The organism is Micromonospora sp. U21 (genome assembly GCF_018070045.1).
Taxonomy (GTDB): Bacteria; Actinomycetota; Actinomycetes; order Mycobacteriales; family Micromonosporaceae; genus Micromonospora.
The window spans coordinates 1-15635 of the sequence record NZ_JAGPYK010000060.1 but is presented as its reverse complement, the minus strand read 5'-3'; the positions used below and the strand labels follow the sequence as shown (position 1 = coordinate 15635).

Below are 15635 nucleotides of genomic sequence, written 5' to 3'. Positions count from 1 at the left end.
GCGTTGCAGGATCGTGCGGCTCGTAGACGTCATTGGGGTCGTCACGGACCCACAGGGGCCAGCATCCGTAGTCGTCCATCACCTTGATCAGCACTGTGTGAGGGTACGTCGAGGATCTTCCAGGCGTACCCGGCTGGATTCGAACCTGCGACACACGGTTTAGGAAACCGATGCTCTATCCCCTGAGCTACGAGGGCGCGAGGGCCCAGTCTAGCGACCTGGGGTTCACCTGGAGTGGCAGGGAGTGGCCCACGCTCACCCACGTTCCCCGGACCCCCGTTCTCCCAGCCCAGGACCACAGCTGGAGCACACGTACCCCGGGTTGCGACCGTCGGTCGTCCGCGGTGACCCGCGTTGGCACTGGTTCACCCGGGTTGGCATCCGCTGGAGAGCACACACCGCGCACATCATCGAAGATCATGCGGGGCTGCTTGCTCCCCCGGCTGGGCACCTCCCACGGGGGATCCGGCCAGGTCGCCATCAGCCGCGCGGCGGCCCGGTCGTCGTTGTCGCGGGTCAGGTCCGCCGGGCCGAGGAAAACGAATTCGACGTTGACGTCGCGTACGGACGACGGGCCGAAGCCGCGTCGTTCGTCAGCGGGTCACCCGCTCTCGGTCGGTTCATGGGGTGATGGTCGGCTACTCCGTAGTGGCTCCACCAGGTAGGCCGGTGTCTGCGGAGTCCGCCCCAGACACGGGTCAGCAGCAGCCAGTTGCCGTTCTGGACCAGCGCCGCGTCCTCCTGCCGGGCGGCCAACACACGGGCCACGGCCTTCATCATGTTCGGGATCTCCTTGTCGACCACGTCGTCCGCCCGCATGGAAAAGTCGATGTCGACGTGCGTCTCCGGCTCCCACTCCCAGCGGGCACCGTCGTCGGCCTCGGCATCGAAATAGCCCTGTCGCCCTAAGGAGAGGGTCAGCGGGTACCCACGCGTGTCGTAGAGGTGAGCACTGAACAGCCGCAGGTTGGCGCCGGTCGGCCTCGATCTCTCGGCGGTGTCCACTGCCACGAGATCAGCCACATGTTCCAGCGGGAGGTCGCCCGCCAGTGTCAGTCTGAGCTCCACAGCCGCCCCGAGCCGCGGGTACTGGACCACCATCGCGCTCAGATCCCGCTCCTCTGCGACGGCCGCGATGAGGCGGAGCGCGTCGGTGGCCAGACCCAGTGCGCGGGCCGTCGCTGTCCGCTCGACGGCGTGACGGCGTGACGGCCGTGCAGGCCGGCGGTACCGTCGGTAGTGGCGGCCCGCCGGGGTAGAGGCCGGCAGGGCCGCCGCCCAGTCCTCTACCTGGGAGCGGTCATGACGGAACCAACGTCCTTCGGCACCCGCCTACGTGGCCACCGCGAGCGCGCCGGTAAGACCCGCGCTGTGCTCGGCGGCCTCGTCGGCCGCAGCGCCGAGTGGGTCAAGGCCTTGGAATCGGGCCGGCTGCTCACGCCCCGCCTGCCGATGCTGCTACGCCTGGCCGAGGTCCTCGACATCACGAACCTGGCCGAGTTGACCGGTGACCAGTCACTACCGGTGGCGTCGGTGACCCGCGCTGGACACCCGGCGGTGGACAGCGTCGCCGCGGCCATGCAACGCACCACCGTCGCCGCCGGCGAACCGACGCCCGTCGACGTGCTGCGCGGCCTGGTCGACCAGGCGTGGACGCTGTGGCACCGCTCCAGCACCGAGCGGACAGCAGTCGCCGCGGTGCTACCGACGTTGCTCGACGACGCCCGGCGCTCGGCGCGGCGATTCGACGGGAGCGACCGGCGGGCGGCGCAGGCCGAGCTGGCGCGCGTCTACCACCTGGCGCAGCTGTACATGGCCCACCAGCCCTACCCGGAACTGGTGTGGCTGGCCGCCGACCGGGCCATGGGCGCGGCGCAGGACGCCGACGACCCGGCCGCGATCGCCGCCGCCGCCTGGTACTACGCCCACGTCTACCGGTCCGCGAACCAGGTCGACGCGGCCGAGCAGGTCCTCGTCGACGCCGACCAGCTAGTCGACCCGGAGGCCGGCGCCGAGCAATACGCCCGGTGGGCGCAGCTCCAGCTGGGGCGCGCGCTTGGTCACGCGAAGGCCGGCCGGGACGGGCAGGCCTGGCGCGCATGGGACGCCGCCAACGCCGCTGCCGGCCGGCTGGGCGCCGGCTACGCCCATCCATGGCTGATGTTCGGGCCGGCGGCCTGCGAGGCCTACGCGGTGACGCTGGAGACGGACCTGTGCCGCGCCGGCGAGGCCGTCCGCCGGGCCGACTCGACGAACTACAGCGCGCTGCCGTCGCGTACCCGCCGCGCCGGGCACCTGATCGAGGCCGCCCGCGCGCACCTGCTGCGCCGTGAGGAAGTCGCCGCTGTGCACCTGCTCGGCCGGGCGCTGCGGGAGAGCGTCGACACGGTCCGGCACCACCCGTACGCCCGCACCGCCGCCGTTGAGCTGTCGTCACGGCCGGGCACCGTCGGGGAGGATGCCCGGGAACTCGCGCTCGCGATCGGCGTAGAGGGGTAACCCGGCCGGGGGTACAGACTGTTCCCGTCGCGGCCCGTGTTCCTCCCTAACGTCCTGGTCAGGAAGCCGGGCGCGGATCAACTGCAGCACCGTCGCGGAGGACACCGCGCCCCAGACCGGGGAGGTGCGTGTGCAGACGCTGATCAGCCTGTGGAAGGCACTCACCCAGCTGACTGCGCCGCCGCTTCCACCGGCGGAACCGGCCGGGCCGGCCATTCAGGAACGCGAACAGGCCGCCGGGCGGGAACGGCTGCTCGCGCAGGCCCGTCGGCGGCGGGCGGAGCACCGCTACGACGGGCGTGCCTGGTGACCGCCCGGATGATGCCCGGCCCGGGCGCCCGGGTGTCGGTGCGGGCCGGCGAGTGGCAGTCCAGTCCCGGCAATCCCGGGCACACCGACCACGTCGTGGTGATCGTCAGTGTCCACGAGTCCCACGATCCGGCGTACGCCTGGGTGTACGGCCACGGACCGGACTGTGCGTGGGAGTCCGCCGACTGCACCGCCCCGTTCTGCTTCGAGATGCTCATCGACGTCGACGTCCTGGCCACCGCGGTGGCGGGCCAACGCGCATGACCACCCGGACGCTGGACCGGCCGGCCGCCCGCTGGCGGCGAACCCTCACCGAGCACCAGGCCGTCGAGCGCCGCTGCCCCCGATGCCGCACCCCGGGCCGCTGCCGGGAGTGGGCGGAGGCGTTCGGTCAGCTCGTCGCCCACGACCTGCTGCTCCCCCCATGACCGCCCCTCACCACCGGCGACCGGCCGTACCCGACGGCCGGCTGACCCAAAGGAGATTGCCCGTGCTGAAGTTCATCCGCCCGGACCGCTGCGACAACAGCGGCCCGAACTGCGTGGAGGTCGCCGTCGACGCCGACCTCAACCGGATCGTCCGCAACTCGCAGCGCCCGCAGGTGCAGGTCGTGTTCGATCCCGAGGAGTGGGCGGTGTTCGTGTCCAGCGTCCGCGCCGGCCAGGACTTCTGACCGGCCGTGGCGCACCGGGGGTCGGCCGCCAGTTCGGGGCCGGCCCCTGCTGCGCGCCCGTCGCGCTGTCTGGGCTGTGCCGACACGATCCTCGTTGAGGTGTCGCACATGTGCGGCGGCGATCGGATTCCCACCTTGGAGCTCGGCTGGTACTGCGTCTGCCCGCTCGAGGAATGCCGCCGCCGGCAGAACGGCCTCTGGCCGGCCGGCCGCCGCTACTGACCGGCCGCTCGTCGACCGGGGCACTGCGTGGTCGCGGGCAGGCTGGCCCGCCAATTCAGGTTTCTCAGCCCGACCCCATGGCCCTACCGTCGTGGCCATGACTGGGGACGAAGAGCAGCAGCTGTTCGCCGAGATGTTCCGGCACCTCGACAAGATCGAACCGTGGCTCAAGCGCATGGACCCCAGCAGCCCACATCCGACTGCCCGGGAGCGGAGCATCATGCGCCGCGACGACAAGGAAACGCACCCGTACCAGCTCAGCCAGGCGGCTTGGCACGCGCTCTCACACGCCGTCGATCATCTCCACTGCCTGCGCACTGTGCTGAAGGACGCGCACGTGATGCACATGTACGCCCCCTACTCCCTGGCCCGCGCTGCCTTGGAGAACGCCAGCGCGGCCGTGTGGCTGCTCGCACCGGATGACCGCGCCGAGCGGATCCTCCGGAGGCTGCGATTCGCGACGCTCGACATCCGAGGGGGCGAGGCCATGAAGAAACTGCTCGGCGCGACCGGCCCCAAGACCGAAGCGGAGCGCCTCGACGAGGTCCGCGCGATCGCGAGACGCAGAGGCGTCCCCGAGGCCGCCGCCGTGAAGGCGCCGGGCTACGCCGAGATCGTCAAGACAGCGGGCGACACCATGCCCAGTGGCCACAAGGCGTTCCTGATCACTTGGAAGATGTGCAGTGCGATCGCACACGGGGACTTCTGGGCGACGTTGAACGTGGTGAGCCGGACCGAGCTGCCCGGCGCGCCGGCCGGTTTCGCGCACATGAGGATCACGGCGAACGTGCAGAGCTTGTTCTTCGCCGTGTTCTTCGCCGTCCAGATAACCGGCGCTGGCTGGCGCCTGTACGACGACCGGTCGCAAACGCGTAGGGCCAGGTGAACAACCGGGAAGCACCGGGCGGTTCCGATCTGTCTACGCCCTCACGCCGTCTTCGGACGACGCCGGTCGATCGTGTTGGCCACCGCGTCCGCGGCACTGCGGTGCAACTCCTTGGTGACGCTCTGGTAGGTGTCGCGGGTGAGGGTGGTTGTGGAGTGGCCGAGTTGTTCGGCGAGGACTTTGATGTCGACGCCGGCGTCGAGGGCCACGGTGGCGGCGCTGTGGCGTAGGTCGTGCAGCCGGATCGGAGGGAGCCCGGCTTTACGGACGAGTTTGCGGAAGCGTTGGGTTACGGCGTTGGGGTGCCAGGGCTGTCCGTCGGGGCGGACGAAGAACAGGCCGGTGTCGTGCCAGCTGCTACCGGCGGCAAGCTGCCAGGCGGCGCGGCGGGCCTTGTAGGCGGTGAGGACCTTGACGGTGTTGGCGTCGAGTATCAGGTCGCGGTTGCCGGCTCTGCTCTTGGGCGGCTTCTGCACCGGGGTGTAGCCGTGGGTGGCGATCTGGTTGTTGATCGTCGTCTCGCGGCGGTGGAGGCGGACCTCGCTGTCGCGTAGCCCGCACGCCTCACCGCGGCGGGGCCCGCGGTAGGCCATGTAGTGCCACATCGGGTACAGGTCGGGGGCATGTTCGGCCGCGTAGTCGAGGAACTGCACGATCTGCGTGTCGGTCCACACCATGACGGGGCTGGGGACCTTCCCGGTGGCCTTCCACCTCTGTACCCGTTCGTCTTCCCACACGATGGGCAGCGGCCGGTTGGCGGGGGTCTTGACCAGGGCTGCGGGGTTGGAGCCGACGATGAGTTCGTCGGCGAGTGCGTCGTTGATCGCCTTGCGGAGGCAGGCGCGGATGCGTTGGCGGGTCGAGGGTCCGGTCGGGCGGACACCGGCGACCGTGGCGCGGACGCCTGTGGGTTCCAGAACCCTGTCATTTGGCCCGAGCTGGGCTTCTATGCGGCTCGTTCGTACTCTGTGATCAGCCCGCCGAGGACGGGCCGGCGTTTGATCCGCTCGTGGGTCAGGTCAACGACGGGACGGTCGGAGCGCGAGGACTGCAACTGCAGGGCTCGGTGTGGCCGCCGCCCGTTGTAGTGACGCGCGTATCCGTCGAGCGTGCGGCGTAGATGCCCTTGTCCGAGGATGAGCATGCGGTCGGTGACCCCGCTGCGGGCGGTGAGGACGAACCTTTCCGCGAAGGCGTTCGCTCGCGGACTTCGCGGTGGGATCTTGCATACCGTGACGCCTGCGTCGGTCAGCACGGTGTCGAAGGTGTCGGTGAACTGCCCAGCCCGGTCCCGGATCAGGAATCTGAACTGATCGACGCGCTCGCCCAGGTCCATGAGCAGGTTCCTGGCCTGCTGGACGGTCCACGGCCCGTCGGGGTTGGTGGTGACGCCGAGGACGTGCACGTAGCGGCTACCGATCTCGATCATGAAGAACACGTACAGGCGCTGCAGGGTGAGCGCGCAGTCGACGTGGAAGAAGTCGCAGGCGAACATGGTCGATGCTTGGGTGCGCAGGAATCGTCGCCACGTGGTGTGGTCGCGGCGTACGGGTGCCGGCGGTATGCCCAGCCGTTTGAGGATCCTGCGGATCGTCGACGCGCCGATCCGGTGACCAAGACCGAGCAGCTCTCCTTGAATTCGTTGGTAGCCCCAGCCCGGGTTGTCCCGGGCCATCTGCTCGACCAGCGCGGCCAGCGCGGGGTCGATGGGCGGACGCCCGAGCCGGTGTGGATACGTCCAGTGGCGGGCGACCAGCCGCCGATGCCAGCGAAGGACCGTGGCTGGGGTGACGAGCCGATGGGCCTTCAACGTCCGTGGCAGGAGCCTGATCAGGGCGGCGAGCGCTGCGCGGTCGGCCCAGTCCGGGCGCGGATTGGGGTTCTGTCGGCGCAGGACCGCGTTCTCGTGGCGCAGGACCAGAATCTCCAGGTCCTTGGCTGCGGTGGTCCGAGCGAGCAGGGACAGCCAGCCGGCGATCCGGCAGAACACGAGGTAGATCAGGTGGAGCGACACCCAACGATGGTGTCAGGCATCCCTGATAGGAACCACGTCCGGCCAGGTCAGCCACGATGACCGCGTTTTGGAACCCCGCAGGTTCCTCGAAGCGGGCGCAGCACCGAAGCGACCCACGTGGACAGCATGAGATCCTCGACGGCCAACCCTGCCACCCGAAGTGGCAAGGCTGGCCGCACCGAGGTCTCCGACGAGGCGTTCGTCTACTCAAGCGGGGGCAGGTTCGATGGCGGTAGCGCCGGGCCGAGGTCCGGGGAGGTCTCCGTCGAGACGATCCGCCGCGGCGGCCACTGGACGCCCTTCGGCGGCCACGCCTGCCGAGTGCGCTGCAGGAACCACGCAGGCGGCTCGTACAGCGGGAGCTGGTAGTCGTCGGGGAGCATGCTCGTCCACTTGACCTTTTCAGTCCGGCGAGCGAACTCCTCCTTCATCTCCGCGAGGATGTTCGGCTGGGTGAGCAGGTCGATCGTGGTGGCCGTGAGGTACTTGGCGGCGATGAGCGTGGCAACGTGACCGGCGTGGGCCGCGGCGGTGGCGGTGTGGTGCCAGGAGTGGTTCTTGGTGCCGCCCGGCTGGTGGGCGGTGCCCATCGAGATGGTGGGTACCTGCCAGCTGATGTCGGCGACGTCGGTGGAGCCGCCACCCATGAACACCGGCGCGGGCGGCTGGAGCGTGCTGATCTTGCTGGAGAAGCCGGTCTCCGCCGATCCGTTCCACTTCTGCAGCGCCTTACCGAACTCCTGGTCCTTCTCTGAGAAGGATGGGGCGCCGACCTGCACCATGTTGGCGTACATGAGCTCGGCGCCGCGCTTGTTGCCGAGTTTGTTCCACACACCGCCCATGATGCGGTGCTCCAGTCGGGTGCCTGTGGCCATGGCCGCAGCCTCCGCGCACTTGGTGATCTTGTCCATGAGGATCTTGGCGCGGGCCGGACTGCCCTCTCGCGCGTAGTACCAGATGCTCGACAGGGTGGGGAAGACGTTCGGGGCCTGGCCGGTCTGCCGGATCGCGTGGTGCATCCGAGCGGTGTGCGCCATGTCGCTCTCCCGAAGGAACTCGGTCAGCATCGACATGGCGCTGACGGCGTCCTGCGTCGACCTCGTCCCCAGTGGCGAACCGCCGTGACCGTCGGTGCCCAGGAAGTGGAAGGCGATGCTGTACATCGCGTTACCCGAGCCCCAGCTGGTGCTGTTGCCGGTGCCTGGGTGCCAGTCGACGAACGCATCCAGGCCCTTGTAGACACCCGCCTTCACCGCCACGGACTTTCCGACCAGTTGCTCCTCGGCGGTGGACCCGAAGAACCTGATCGTGCCGTCGAGTCTGCGGGCCCGCATGGCCGCAGCCGTCGCCGCGGCCGCACCGGCCGCTGCCGCCCCGAGGGCGTTGTGCCCGCAGCCGTGCCCGAAACCGTACGTCGGGGCGTACGGATCGTGGTTGTAGACCAGGGGTGAGTGCTTCGCTTTGGCCTTTTCCTGCGACAGCCCCGGCAGCGCGTCGTACTCGCCGCTGAAGCCGATCACCGGCGTGCCGGTGCCGTGGCTGAAGGTGGCGACGAACGCGGTGGGCATACCACCTGCCCCCCACTCGATCGTGAATCCGTTGGCCCGCAGGTACTGGGCCTCGGCCCATGAGGAGTTCCACTCCGCGAGCGACGGCTCGGCGAACTCCCAGATTCGGTCGTTGAGGCCGACGATGCCGTCGGCCTCGCGGTCGATCCACGAGATCGCCGCGTCCTTGGCCTGCGAGTCGACTGCCAGGTCGGTCGGCGGCTCGTAGTTGACGAAGTCGGTGGGCATGGTCTTCGGGTCGAGCGCGAGGTCCGACGCGGCAGCCATCGCCGGATCGGCGGCCAGGGCGGGAGCCACCGCCATTCCCACGCCGGCGACACCGAGCATCTGCAACAGGTCGCGGCGGTTGTAGCTTGAGGATGAAAGGTGGTCAGTTTCGCACATGGCGTACTCTCCTCGAGCTATGGCTGACGAACAGCACGGGACAACGGATCGCCGAGATTGAGAGAATGGCACGTAACGTAATCGCCAGGCAGGTTCGCCTAGCGATTTGGCGACGCAGACGGGGTGATGGAGAGAGTGTTTTGCTGGGGGGTGGCTTCGCAGGTCAGGGCCGTTATGTAGCGTCCGTGCAATCACTGTGGGAAATGGCACGGGGCAGGAGTAGAGGTGATTCTGCGCTCGTTGTCAACTCAATGCCTTCCTTGCTGGGAGACCTTACTGCAAACTTCCAATCGGTTGCCCTGAGCTAACAATATAGATCGTTCGATGTCAACCCCTCGACGTGGCGAGGGATCGATGAAAGGCCGTTCGCACATTCCCATCTTTTTCGCGACGGCATCGGCGGCGTCCTGGTGCATCCGCTTAGTGACGCTTTGGTAGGTGTCGCGGGTCAGGGTCGTGGTGGAGTGGCCGAGTTGCTCGGAGACGACCTTGATGTCGATGCCGGCGTCGAGGGCGATGGTGGCGGCGCTGTGGCGCAGGTCGTGCAACCGAGTCGGGGCAGCCCGGCTTTGCGGATGAGTTTGCGGAACCGTTGGGTGACGGCGTTGGGGTGCCACGGCTGCCCGTCGGGGCGGACGAAGAACAGTCCGGTGTCGGGCCATGTGTCGCCGGCGGCGAGTTGCCAGGCGGCGCGGCGGGCCTTGTAGGCGGTGAGGACCTTGGTCGTGTCGGTGTCGAGGGCGACGTCGCGGTTTCCGGCCCTGCTCTTCGGTGGTTTCTGCACGGCGGCGTAGCCGTGGGTGGCGATCTGGTTGTTGATGGTGGTCTCGCGGTGGTGCAGGCGTACCTCGCTTTCGCGCAGGCCGCACGCCTCGCCGCGGCGGGGCCCGCGGTAGGCCATGTAGTGCCACATGGGGTGTAGGTCGGGGGCGTGAACGGCTGCGTAGTCGAGGAACTGCACGACCTGGGAATCAGTCCACACCATCACCGGTCCGGGGACCTCACCGGTGCTCTTCCACCGCTGTACGCGTTCGTCCTCCCACACGATCGGCAGGGGCCGGTCGGCAGGGACCTTGACCAGGGCGGCGGGGTTGGCGCCGACGATGAGCTCGTCGGCGAGGGCGTCGTTGATCGCCTTGCGCAGACAGGCGCGGATGCGTTGGCGTGTGGTGGCGCCGGTGGGTCGCACGCCGGTGACGGACGTGCGAATGGCTGGGTCGGTGCTCGCCTTCGCGGCGGCGATCTCGTCGTTGCGGCGCTCGATGGCGGCGAACATGGCGCGGATATGGGTGGTGCGCAGCTTGTCCAGCGGGATGTCCCCCAGGTGGGGGATCAAATGGACCCGGGCGATCGATTCGTAGCCGCGCTGCGTGTTCGCGTCGATCGTGAGGTGGGTCAGCCAGCCGGTGACGTACTCGGCGACGGTGGGCATGTCGGCCAGCGCACCGTCACCACGCAGGCGCTGACGGATGCGGTCGACCTCGGGCAGGGGACGTTTGGCGCGTACGGCGACTTGCAGCAGTTCGGCGATCTCGGTACGGCGGCGCCGGTCACCACTGGCGAGGGCGAGCAGGTCGCGGGCGTGGTCGAGTTCGTCGGCGGCGGCACGGCGGGTGGGAAGGCCGGAGCGGCGTAGCTGCCGGCGCCCACCATTAGCGGTGGGTGGTAGTTCGAGCTGGTAGGCCCAGTGGCCGTGGTCGGAGCTCCAGGCGCGGTTCGCGCGGCGTAGTTTCGGGCAGTCGTTTCCCAGTGGCTTGCCGGTGTCGGGGTGGCGGCAGCCGCAGCGCTTGAAGATGCTTCCGTCTGGCATCGGTGGTGGTGCTCCCGTTCGTTGGGGTTGCTGAGCATCGGTTTGGTCGATCGACATCCACGCGTGACCGGCGGGCACGATCAAGTCGCCGCGGTTCCAGTTCCGGTGGGTTGGCCCCATGCGCCGCGAGGGCGGGCGTGGCCGGCGAAAGTCAGATGTGACTTGCTTGCTGAGTCTGGGATCCTGTCCGGTTCGGACGAGATCGGGCATGGAGGACGGCAATGGTGGCGGCAGATGACGTGGCGAGGGGTCGGGTGCGGCGCCCACAGTTACGGGCGGCTGCGGCACAGTTGATGGCGGTGGCGCTCGGCGACCTCGCCGCTGGCGACGGCGTCCCGGTGTTCGCGACGGTCCCTGACTTCGGCGAGTGGCACCGCCACGGGCAGGAATCGTTCGTCGCCGTCCGGCGCGGCGCCTGGCAGATGCCGGAACGGGTCTCGGACTACCGGTTCCTGGACACCTTCGCCGAGATGGCGGCGGTCCGCGTCGTCGTCGCCGCCGATGAGGTGCTGCGCGAGCGGGTGGATTGCGTCGTCGGTGTGGAGTTCGCCCTCACCCACCGGCAATTGGGGTGGACGCTCGTGCAGCACATCCTGGAACCCATGGTTGCCGCCGTTCGGGGCTACCGGTTCGACCAGGACGCCTTCGACGGCGCGTACAGCCGGCTGGAGGAAGGTCTGCTGGCCACGCGGGCGCGGCTGGTCGAGGCTGTCCCGCTCAACGCCTTCACCCCCACCGCGGGCATCGAGGCGGTCACCTTGCCAGACGGCCTGGTGCTGCAAGCGATGAGCGACCAGCAGATGAGCGCCGCGATCGGCTACCTCGCGGTTCCGATCACCTTCGCCGGCAACTCGGTGACCGTGTCGCGGTTCCACCAGTGGGCCCTGACCCGCTGTACCTCGTACCCGGTGTGCTCGTCGGTGGATGTGCCCGCGCACCCGACGGCGCCGGTGTTTCCCTCGCTGGTCGAACCGGCCAGTCATCTGGTGACCGCGCTGCGGCTGGTGTGCGGCGGGTCCGTCACCGCGACTCGGGCGATCCGCTGCCAGGCCGACGGCGACTTTCCCCAGGGTCTGGGGCCGACGGCGTCGCTGTCGGCGTTGCCCGCCTTCGACGAGGAGCGACCGACGATCCTTGGGCGAGAGCAGGTCGAGACGGTGCGCGAGGTGTACGGCCTCCTCACACATCCCGCGGTCCGGGAGAACCGGGGCCTCCAGACCGCGCTGCGCCGGCTGGTCCTGGCGGGGCCGACCGGGTACCGACCGACCGGCTCATCGACCTGATGGTCTGCGCCGAGGTGCTGTTCATCAAACTGCGGGGCCTGCCACAGGATCGCCGCAAGCAGGACAAGGTCGTTGACGGAGCGACCACGCTCTTGGCAGACGACCCTGTCCTGCAGGCGCCGCCCGAGCGGCTCGAGGCCCTCCTGCGTCTGGGATACGGGCTCCGCAACGACGAGATGCACGGAGATGACCCGAGCGGGCGGGAACTGCGCACGCTCGCCGGTCAGCCGACAGATGACCTGTCAGCCGTCGTGGATGACATCGAGCGGGTGTTGCGCCGCACCCTGGTCCGGCTCCTCTCCGACGTCGTCAAGCAGTAGTCGGCGCGACTGCACCGACACGGCGTACGGAGCCGTGCCGGCGCACAGGGCGTACTACCCGGGCGCGGTCAAGGCGTAGGGCTGCAGCCCGTGGTGTCCCTGTCCCCGCCCGAATACCCGCCGTCCCCGTCGGCACCCGCCCTGTCGGTTCCATCAGCTGTGGGTACCGGTGGGGATTCGAGGTGCAGTTTCCGCAGGATCGGGGCGGTTGGCACGCGGTAGTACGCGCCGGCCCGGAACAGGGGCACCGGGAAGGCGTCGCGGGCGGCCAGCTTGTAGGCCGCCGAGCGGGAGATGCCGAGGATGGCGGCGGCGGTGGCGAGGTCCGTGGTCGCCTCCAACGCCAGGATGCGCTGCGTGGTCCAGGAACAGGGTGCGTCGTCGCTGCCTGGGTCGGCGGCTGGGGCGGGGTTGCGGGTTCGTCGTGCTGATCGCATGGGCTTGACTCCTACTCTCGGGCATCAGTTGCAGGGGTAGGTGGGGTCCTGGGTTTCAGATGAGGGCTGGCTCGCCGCAGGCGGCACCGCCATCCCGTCGGATTGGCGGTGCCGCCCAGAGGAGCGAGCCTGTGAAGGCACGGAGCATGCCCGGGCCGGTTGGCGGGAGCTCACCGGCACCCTGACCTCAGCCAGCGCGCCATCGCTGAATAAGTCCATAGGCCAGAGGACCTGGGTTTCCCGCTACCACCGGTACGGGCAGAGCAGCAGCCGCAGGGCGGCGGCGGCCTGTTGGGGGACGACGCCGTTGCCGAGGACTCGCAGCGCGAGGGTGCGCGGCAGTCCCAGGTCGGGGTCGGTGACGTGGCCTGGGTCGAGGCCCATGAGCCTTAGGGTGTTCGATCGTCCGGGTGAGATCATCTGGACTACCCAGAGGGGCCGGGTGTGGCTTGGCCCATGACGCCGTCTGGTGGCCTGAGTGGCATGGCCGCCCGGCTCCTTCTGGACGCCCTGACCGCTGATTGAGAGCCGCGAGCCGTCGCTATCTAAGGCTGTGCAGGCGGGGTGGTCTCCGTTGGGAGATTCGTAACGTCGAGTTGAGGAGGACGGGGTGGAGCGGGCCTGGATCGGCATCGATGCAGGGAAATCGGCGCATCACGCGACGGCGGTCGACGACGGCGGCCAGGTGATCTGGTCGCAGCGGGTGGCCAACGACCAGGCCGCAATCGAGGAGCTGATCGGCAAGGGTCTTCGTACCGCAGAGAACGTGACCTGGGCGATCGATCTCGCGGGCAGTCCGGCTGCGCTGGCGATCGCGCTGCTGTTGTCCGCCGGTCAGCGTCTGGTGTACATGCCCGGCCGGACGGTGCACCGGATGTCCGGTGCGTTCCGCGGCGAGGGCAAGACCGACGCCAAGGATGCCTGGGTCATCGCCGAGACCGCCCGCTTGCGCAGGGACCTCGCCGCCTTGAGCATCAAGCCGGAGTTGATCGCCGAACTGGCCGTGCTGACCGCCCACCGCGCCGATTTGACGACCGACTGGACCCGCACGATCACCCGCCTGCGGGACTACCTGACCGGCACGTTCCCTGCCCTGGAGAAGGCGTTCAACTTCGCCAAACGCGGTCCGCTGATCCTGCTGGAGCTCTTCCAGACTCCGCAGGCGATCCGCGACGCCGGACGCGAAGAAATCACCGCTCAGCTCAAGGCCCGGCAAGCCCGCAAGGCCACGATCCTTGCGAACAAGGCCCTGGCCGCCGCCGAAGCCCAGACGGTCACACTTCCCGGCCAGAACGCGACCGCTCGGTTGATCCAGCAGATGGCCAGCTACCTGCTGGCCCTGCACCGCAGGATTCAGGAGCTCGACAACGAGATCGCTGAGCTGTTCGAGCAGCACCCGCAGGCACCGATCATCTTGAGCATGCCAGGGATGGGACCCGTGCTGGGTGCGGAGTTCCTGGCCGCCATCGGAGACACCGGCAACGTCCGCGACGCCGACCACCTCGCCGCGTTCGCAGGACTGGCGCCGGTACCGCGCGAATCGGGTCGGCGGGTCGGCGTCATGCGCAGACCGAAGCACTACAGCCGTACGCTGCGTCGGGTCTTCTACATGTCGGCGCTGACCAGCCTCAAGTTCGCCGGGCCCAATCGTGAATACTTCGACCGCAAGCGGGCCGAGGGCCGCAAGCCACGTCAGGCGCTGATAGCACTGGCACGCAGACGCGTCGACGTGCTCTGGGCGCTGCTGCGCGACCATCGCTGCTTCCAACCAGTCGCCCCGACCCCGGCGACCTGACCGCCTGCGCTGGGCCACCCCGAGCATGACGCTCAACCCCACCACATCGACCCCACCGACCGTCGGTGCCGCGAGGTTACCGATGGCTCCGTTGGTCCTCCTCGACGCGCCGCCGGCCGATCCGTCATAAAGTGCGGCGGTGAACCTGCGCGGCGTGTTGCTGGACCTGGATGGAACGCTCATCGACCATGAGGGCGCCGTGGCCGACGCACTGCGTAGCTGGCTGCCCACTCTCGGCGTGTCGGCCACGGCTGAGGTTCTCCAGCTCTGGTCAGCTGCACAGGAGCGTCATCTGATCGGCTGGCGTGAACGACGAATCAGCTTCCAGGAGCAGCGACGTCGCCGACTTCGGGACTTCCTACCCGCGCTCGGTGTGCCCTTCGTCGACGACGAAGCACACCTGGACGACGTCTTCGCGGGCTACCTGCGCTGGTACGAGAAGTCCTGGCGCGTTTTCGACGACGTCGAAGAGACCTTGACGGCGATCCACCGCGCAGGCCTGCAGACCGCGGTGCTGACCAACGGAACGATTGAGCAGCAGAACGACAAGCTGGCCAGGGTCGGACTCGCCGGCCGTGTCGGCCCGGTGTACACCGCAGAGGAACTGGGCGCCGCGAAGCCGGCCTCCGAGGCCTACCTGGCCGCGTGCCAGCGGTGGGGGCTGCTACCGACGGCGGTGCTACACGTCGGTGACCGCTACGACCTCGACGTCGAGGCAGCGCGCAGCGCCGGCCTACGCGCGGTTCACCTGGACCGCACGAACGAGCGCCCCATCGACACGCCTGACCGCATCGTGTCCCTAAGCGAACTCATCCGTCTGCTCTCGGCCCCCTGTTGACAGCAGACGAGCCGATGCCAGCGTGCCGAGCCAGAGAGCAACCACCTTGACTTCGTCATTGAGATGCCACTCCACGAACGGCGGTGCGAGGACCGGTTTGCCGTGCCGGCCGGTCTGCGTGGGTTCCGGTGCGGGCCGGCCGAGCAGCAGCTCCCAGCGGGCGACCGCAGCGGCGTAGCCGCCCCACCGCTGCTCGTCGGGCTGCCCGAGCCCAGCAACGGTGGTGCGCAGGTCCGCGCCGCCGTCGCCGTGCCGCCCGGGACCGCGCCCGTCGGACGCACGCGGGGTAGGCAGGATCCGGGCCGGGACCCGCACCGCCGCGGAGGGGAGGGTGAGGTCCCCGTGCGAGCCTCGCTGCCCAGGGCAGCCCTTCTCACCGTCGGTGGCCCGCGGGGTGGGCAGCAGCACCTGGGACAGCGGGGGCCGGAACCCAGCCCTCGCGCGTCGTCCGGGAGTACCGGTGTCACTCGCCCTAGACGAGTAGTTCCGAAGTCAGGGGTCGATGTCTGGGCATGAAGAGAGGGCATCCAAGATCATGTTGTGACGCAAGACCTGGATACCCTCTTGACCGCACTGTACGTGAAGATCGACGACACC

The 15635-nt window shown here is 68.9% G+C and carries 18 protein-coding genes and 1 pseudogene; 10 read left to right on the top strand and 9 right to left on the bottom strand.

The features are described 5' to 3' along the window. Nucleotides 1-633: 633 nt before the first annotated feature. Nucleotides 634-1101 (bottom strand): annotated as a pseudogene (locus KBX63_RS34270) (SitI3 family protein); the annotation flags it as partial. 201 nt (nucleotides 1102-1302) lie between these two features. Between KBX63_RS34270 and KBX63_RS34265 the strand changes: the two are divergent. From KBX63_RS34265 to KBX63_RS34240, 6 genes are all read left to right on the top strand, one after another. Then, a complete protein-coding gene (locus KBX63_RS34265) occupies nucleotides 1303-2499 on the top strand; it encodes a helix-turn-helix transcriptional regulator (protein WP_210918587.1) in 1197 nt (398 codons plus the stop codon). Between the two features lie 130 nt (nucleotides 2500-2629). Further along, nucleotides 2630-2809 (top strand): hypothetical protein, encoded by a 180-nt coding sequence (locus tag KBX63_RS34260; protein ID WP_210918586.1) that lies wholly within the window; start codon nucleotides 2630-2632, stop codon nucleotides 2807-2809. Beyond that, nucleotides 2806-3072: a hypothetical protein gene (locus tag KBX63_RS34255; protein WP_210918585.1), complete on the top strand. Its 267-nt coding sequence runs from the start codon at nucleotides 2806-2808 to the stop codon at nucleotides 3070-3072. The genes KBX63_RS34260 and KBX63_RS34255 overlap by 4 nt, the downstream gene beginning before the upstream one ends. Continuing rightward, on the top strand, nucleotides 3069-3236 hold the full coding sequence (locus tag KBX63_RS34250) for a hypothetical protein (RefSeq protein ID WP_210918584.1): 168 nt from the start codon (nucleotides 3069-3071) through the stop codon (nucleotides 3234-3236). Before KBX63_RS34255 ends, KBX63_RS34250 begins: the two co-directional genes overlap by 4 nt. Before the next feature lie 62 nt (nucleotides 3237-3298). Then, on the top strand, nucleotides 3299-3481 hold the full coding sequence (locus KBX63_RS34245; protein WP_307871948.1) for a DUF397 domain-containing protein: 183 nt from the start codon (nucleotides 3299-3301) through the stop codon (nucleotides 3479-3481). 319 nt (nucleotides 3482-3800) lie between these two features. After that, entirely contained in the window at nucleotides 3801-4589 is a 789-nt protein-coding gene (locus KBX63_RS34240) for a hypothetical protein (protein ID WP_210918582.1), read from the top strand. A 41-nt stretch (nucleotides 4590-4630) separates the two neighbouring features. Here KBX63_RS34240 and KBX63_RS34235 read toward each other — a convergent pair whose 3' ends face one another. From KBX63_RS34235 to xerC, 5 genes are all read right to left on the bottom strand, one after another. Beyond that, on the bottom strand, nucleotides 4631-5266 hold the full coding sequence (locus tag KBX63_RS34235) for a site-specific integrase (RefSeq protein ID WP_247663919.1): 636 nt from the start codon (nucleotides 5264-5266) through the stop codon (nucleotides 4631-4633). A gap of 269 nt (nucleotides 5267-5535) precedes the next feature. Further along, entirely contained in the window at nucleotides 5536-6603 is a 1068-nt protein-coding gene (locus tag KBX63_RS34230; RefSeq protein WP_210918581.1) for an integrase core domain-containing protein, read from the bottom strand. A gap of 203 nt (nucleotides 6604-6806) precedes the next feature. Continuing rightward, on the bottom strand, nucleotides 6807-8555 hold the full coding sequence (locus KBX63_RS34225) for an amidohydrolase (protein WP_210918580.1): 1749 nt from the start codon (nucleotides 8553-8555) through the stop codon (nucleotides 6807-6809). 248 nt (nucleotides 8556-8803) lie between these two features. Continuing rightward, entirely contained in the window at nucleotides 8804-9103 is a 300-nt protein-coding gene (locus tag KBX63_RS35825) for a tyrosine-type recombinase/integrase (protein ID WP_247663918.1), read from the bottom strand. After that, complete coding sequence (gene xerC, locus KBX63_RS34220) at nucleotides 9004-10365, bottom strand: tyrosine recombinase XerC (protein ID WP_247663917.1); 1362 nt, start codon at nucleotides 10363-10365, stop codon at nucleotides 9004-9006. Before xerC ends, KBX63_RS35825 begins: the two co-directional genes overlap by 100 nt. Nucleotides 10366-10664: 299 nt before the next feature. Here xerC and KBX63_RS34215 point away from each other — a divergent pair, with 299 nt between their 5' ends. Continuing rightward, complete coding sequence (locus KBX63_RS34215) at nucleotides 10665-11648, top strand: hypothetical protein (protein WP_247663916.1); 984 nt, start codon at nucleotides 10665-10667, stop codon at nucleotides 11646-11648. Further along, nucleotides 11648-11968 (top strand): hypothetical protein, encoded by a 321-nt coding sequence (locus KBX63_RS35820; protein ID WP_247663915.1) that lies wholly within the window; start codon nucleotides 11648-11650, stop codon nucleotides 11966-11968. Before KBX63_RS34215 ends, KBX63_RS35820 begins: the two co-directional genes overlap by 1 nt. Nucleotides 11969-12036: 68 nt before the next feature. On the opposite strand, the gene KBX63_RS34210 is transcribed toward KBX63_RS35820, so the two are convergent. Together KBX63_RS34210 and KBX63_RS34205 are read right to left on the bottom strand one after the other, a co-directional pair. Then, nucleotides 12037-12405 carry a DNA-binding protein gene (locus KBX63_RS34210; protein WP_210918579.1) on the bottom strand — a complete coding sequence of 123 codons (369 nt, stop codon included), beginning with the start codon at nucleotides 12403-12405 and terminating at the stop codon, nucleotides 12037-12039. Nucleotides 12406-12648: 243 nt separating this feature from the next. Next, nucleotides 12649-12789 (bottom strand): hypothetical protein, encoded by a 141-nt coding sequence (locus KBX63_RS34205; RefSeq protein ID WP_210918578.1) that lies wholly within the window; start codon nucleotides 12787-12789, stop codon nucleotides 12649-12651. Nucleotides 12790-13015: 226 nt separating this feature from the next. On the opposite strand from KBX63_RS34205, the gene KBX63_RS34200 reads away from it, so the two are divergent. After that, nucleotides 13016-14200 carry an IS110 family transposase gene (locus KBX63_RS34200; protein WP_210918577.1) on the top strand — a complete coding sequence of 395 codons (1185 nt, stop codon included), beginning with the start codon at nucleotides 13016-13018 and terminating at the stop codon, nucleotides 14198-14200. 139 nt (nucleotides 14201-14339) lie between these two features. Beyond that, on the top strand, nucleotides 14340-15038 hold the full coding sequence (locus KBX63_RS34195) for an HAD family hydrolase (RefSeq protein ID WP_307871947.1): 699 nt from the start codon (nucleotides 14340-14342) through the stop codon (nucleotides 15036-15038). On the opposite strand, the gene KBX63_RS34190 is transcribed toward KBX63_RS34195, so the two are convergent. Beyond that, the gene (locus KBX63_RS34190; RefSeq protein WP_247663914.1) at nucleotides 15000-15446 is read right to left on the bottom strand and encodes a hypothetical protein; all 447 of its coding nucleotides are present in this window, start codon (nucleotides 15444-15446) and stop codon (nucleotides 15000-15002) included. The genes KBX63_RS34195 and KBX63_RS34190 overlap by 39 nt on opposite strands. Nucleotides 15447-15635 lie beyond the last annotated feature (189 nt).

Coding starts and splice junctions, on each gene's coding strand:
- KBX63_RS34265 (WP_210918587.1), top strand. CDS start 1,303: ATGACGGAACCAACGTCCTTCGGCACCCGCCTACGTGGCCACCGCGAG.
- KBX63_RS34250 (WP_210918584.1), top strand. CDS start 3,069: ATGACCACCCGGACGCTGGACCGGCCGGCCGCCCGCTGGCGGCGAACC.
- KBX63_RS34240 (WP_210918582.1), top strand. CDS start 3,801: ATGACTGGGGACGAAGAGCAGCAGCTGTTCGCCGAGATGTTCCGGCAC.
- KBX63_RS34235 (WP_247663919.1), bottom strand. CDS start 5,266: ATGGTGTGGACCGACACGCAGATCGTGCAGTTCCTCGACTACGCGGCC.
- KBX63_RS34225 (WP_210918580.1), bottom strand. CDS start 8,555: ATGTGCGAAACTGACCACCTTTCATCCTCAAGCTACAACCGCCGCGAC.
- xerC (WP_247663917.1), bottom strand. CDS start 10,365: ATGCCAGACGGAAGCATCTTCAAGCGCTGCGGCTGCCGCCACCCCGAC.
- KBX63_RS35820 (WP_247663915.1), top strand. CDS start 11,648: ATGGTCTGCGCCGAGGTGCTGTTCATCAAACTGCGGGGCCTGCCACAG.
- KBX63_RS34210 (WP_210918579.1), bottom strand. CDS start 12,405: ATGCGATCAGCACGACGAACCCGCAACCCCGCCCCAGCCGCCGACCCA.
- KBX63_RS34205 (WP_210918578.1), bottom strand. CDS start 12,789: ATGGGCCTCGACCCAGGCCACGTCACCGACCCCGACCTGGGACTGCCG.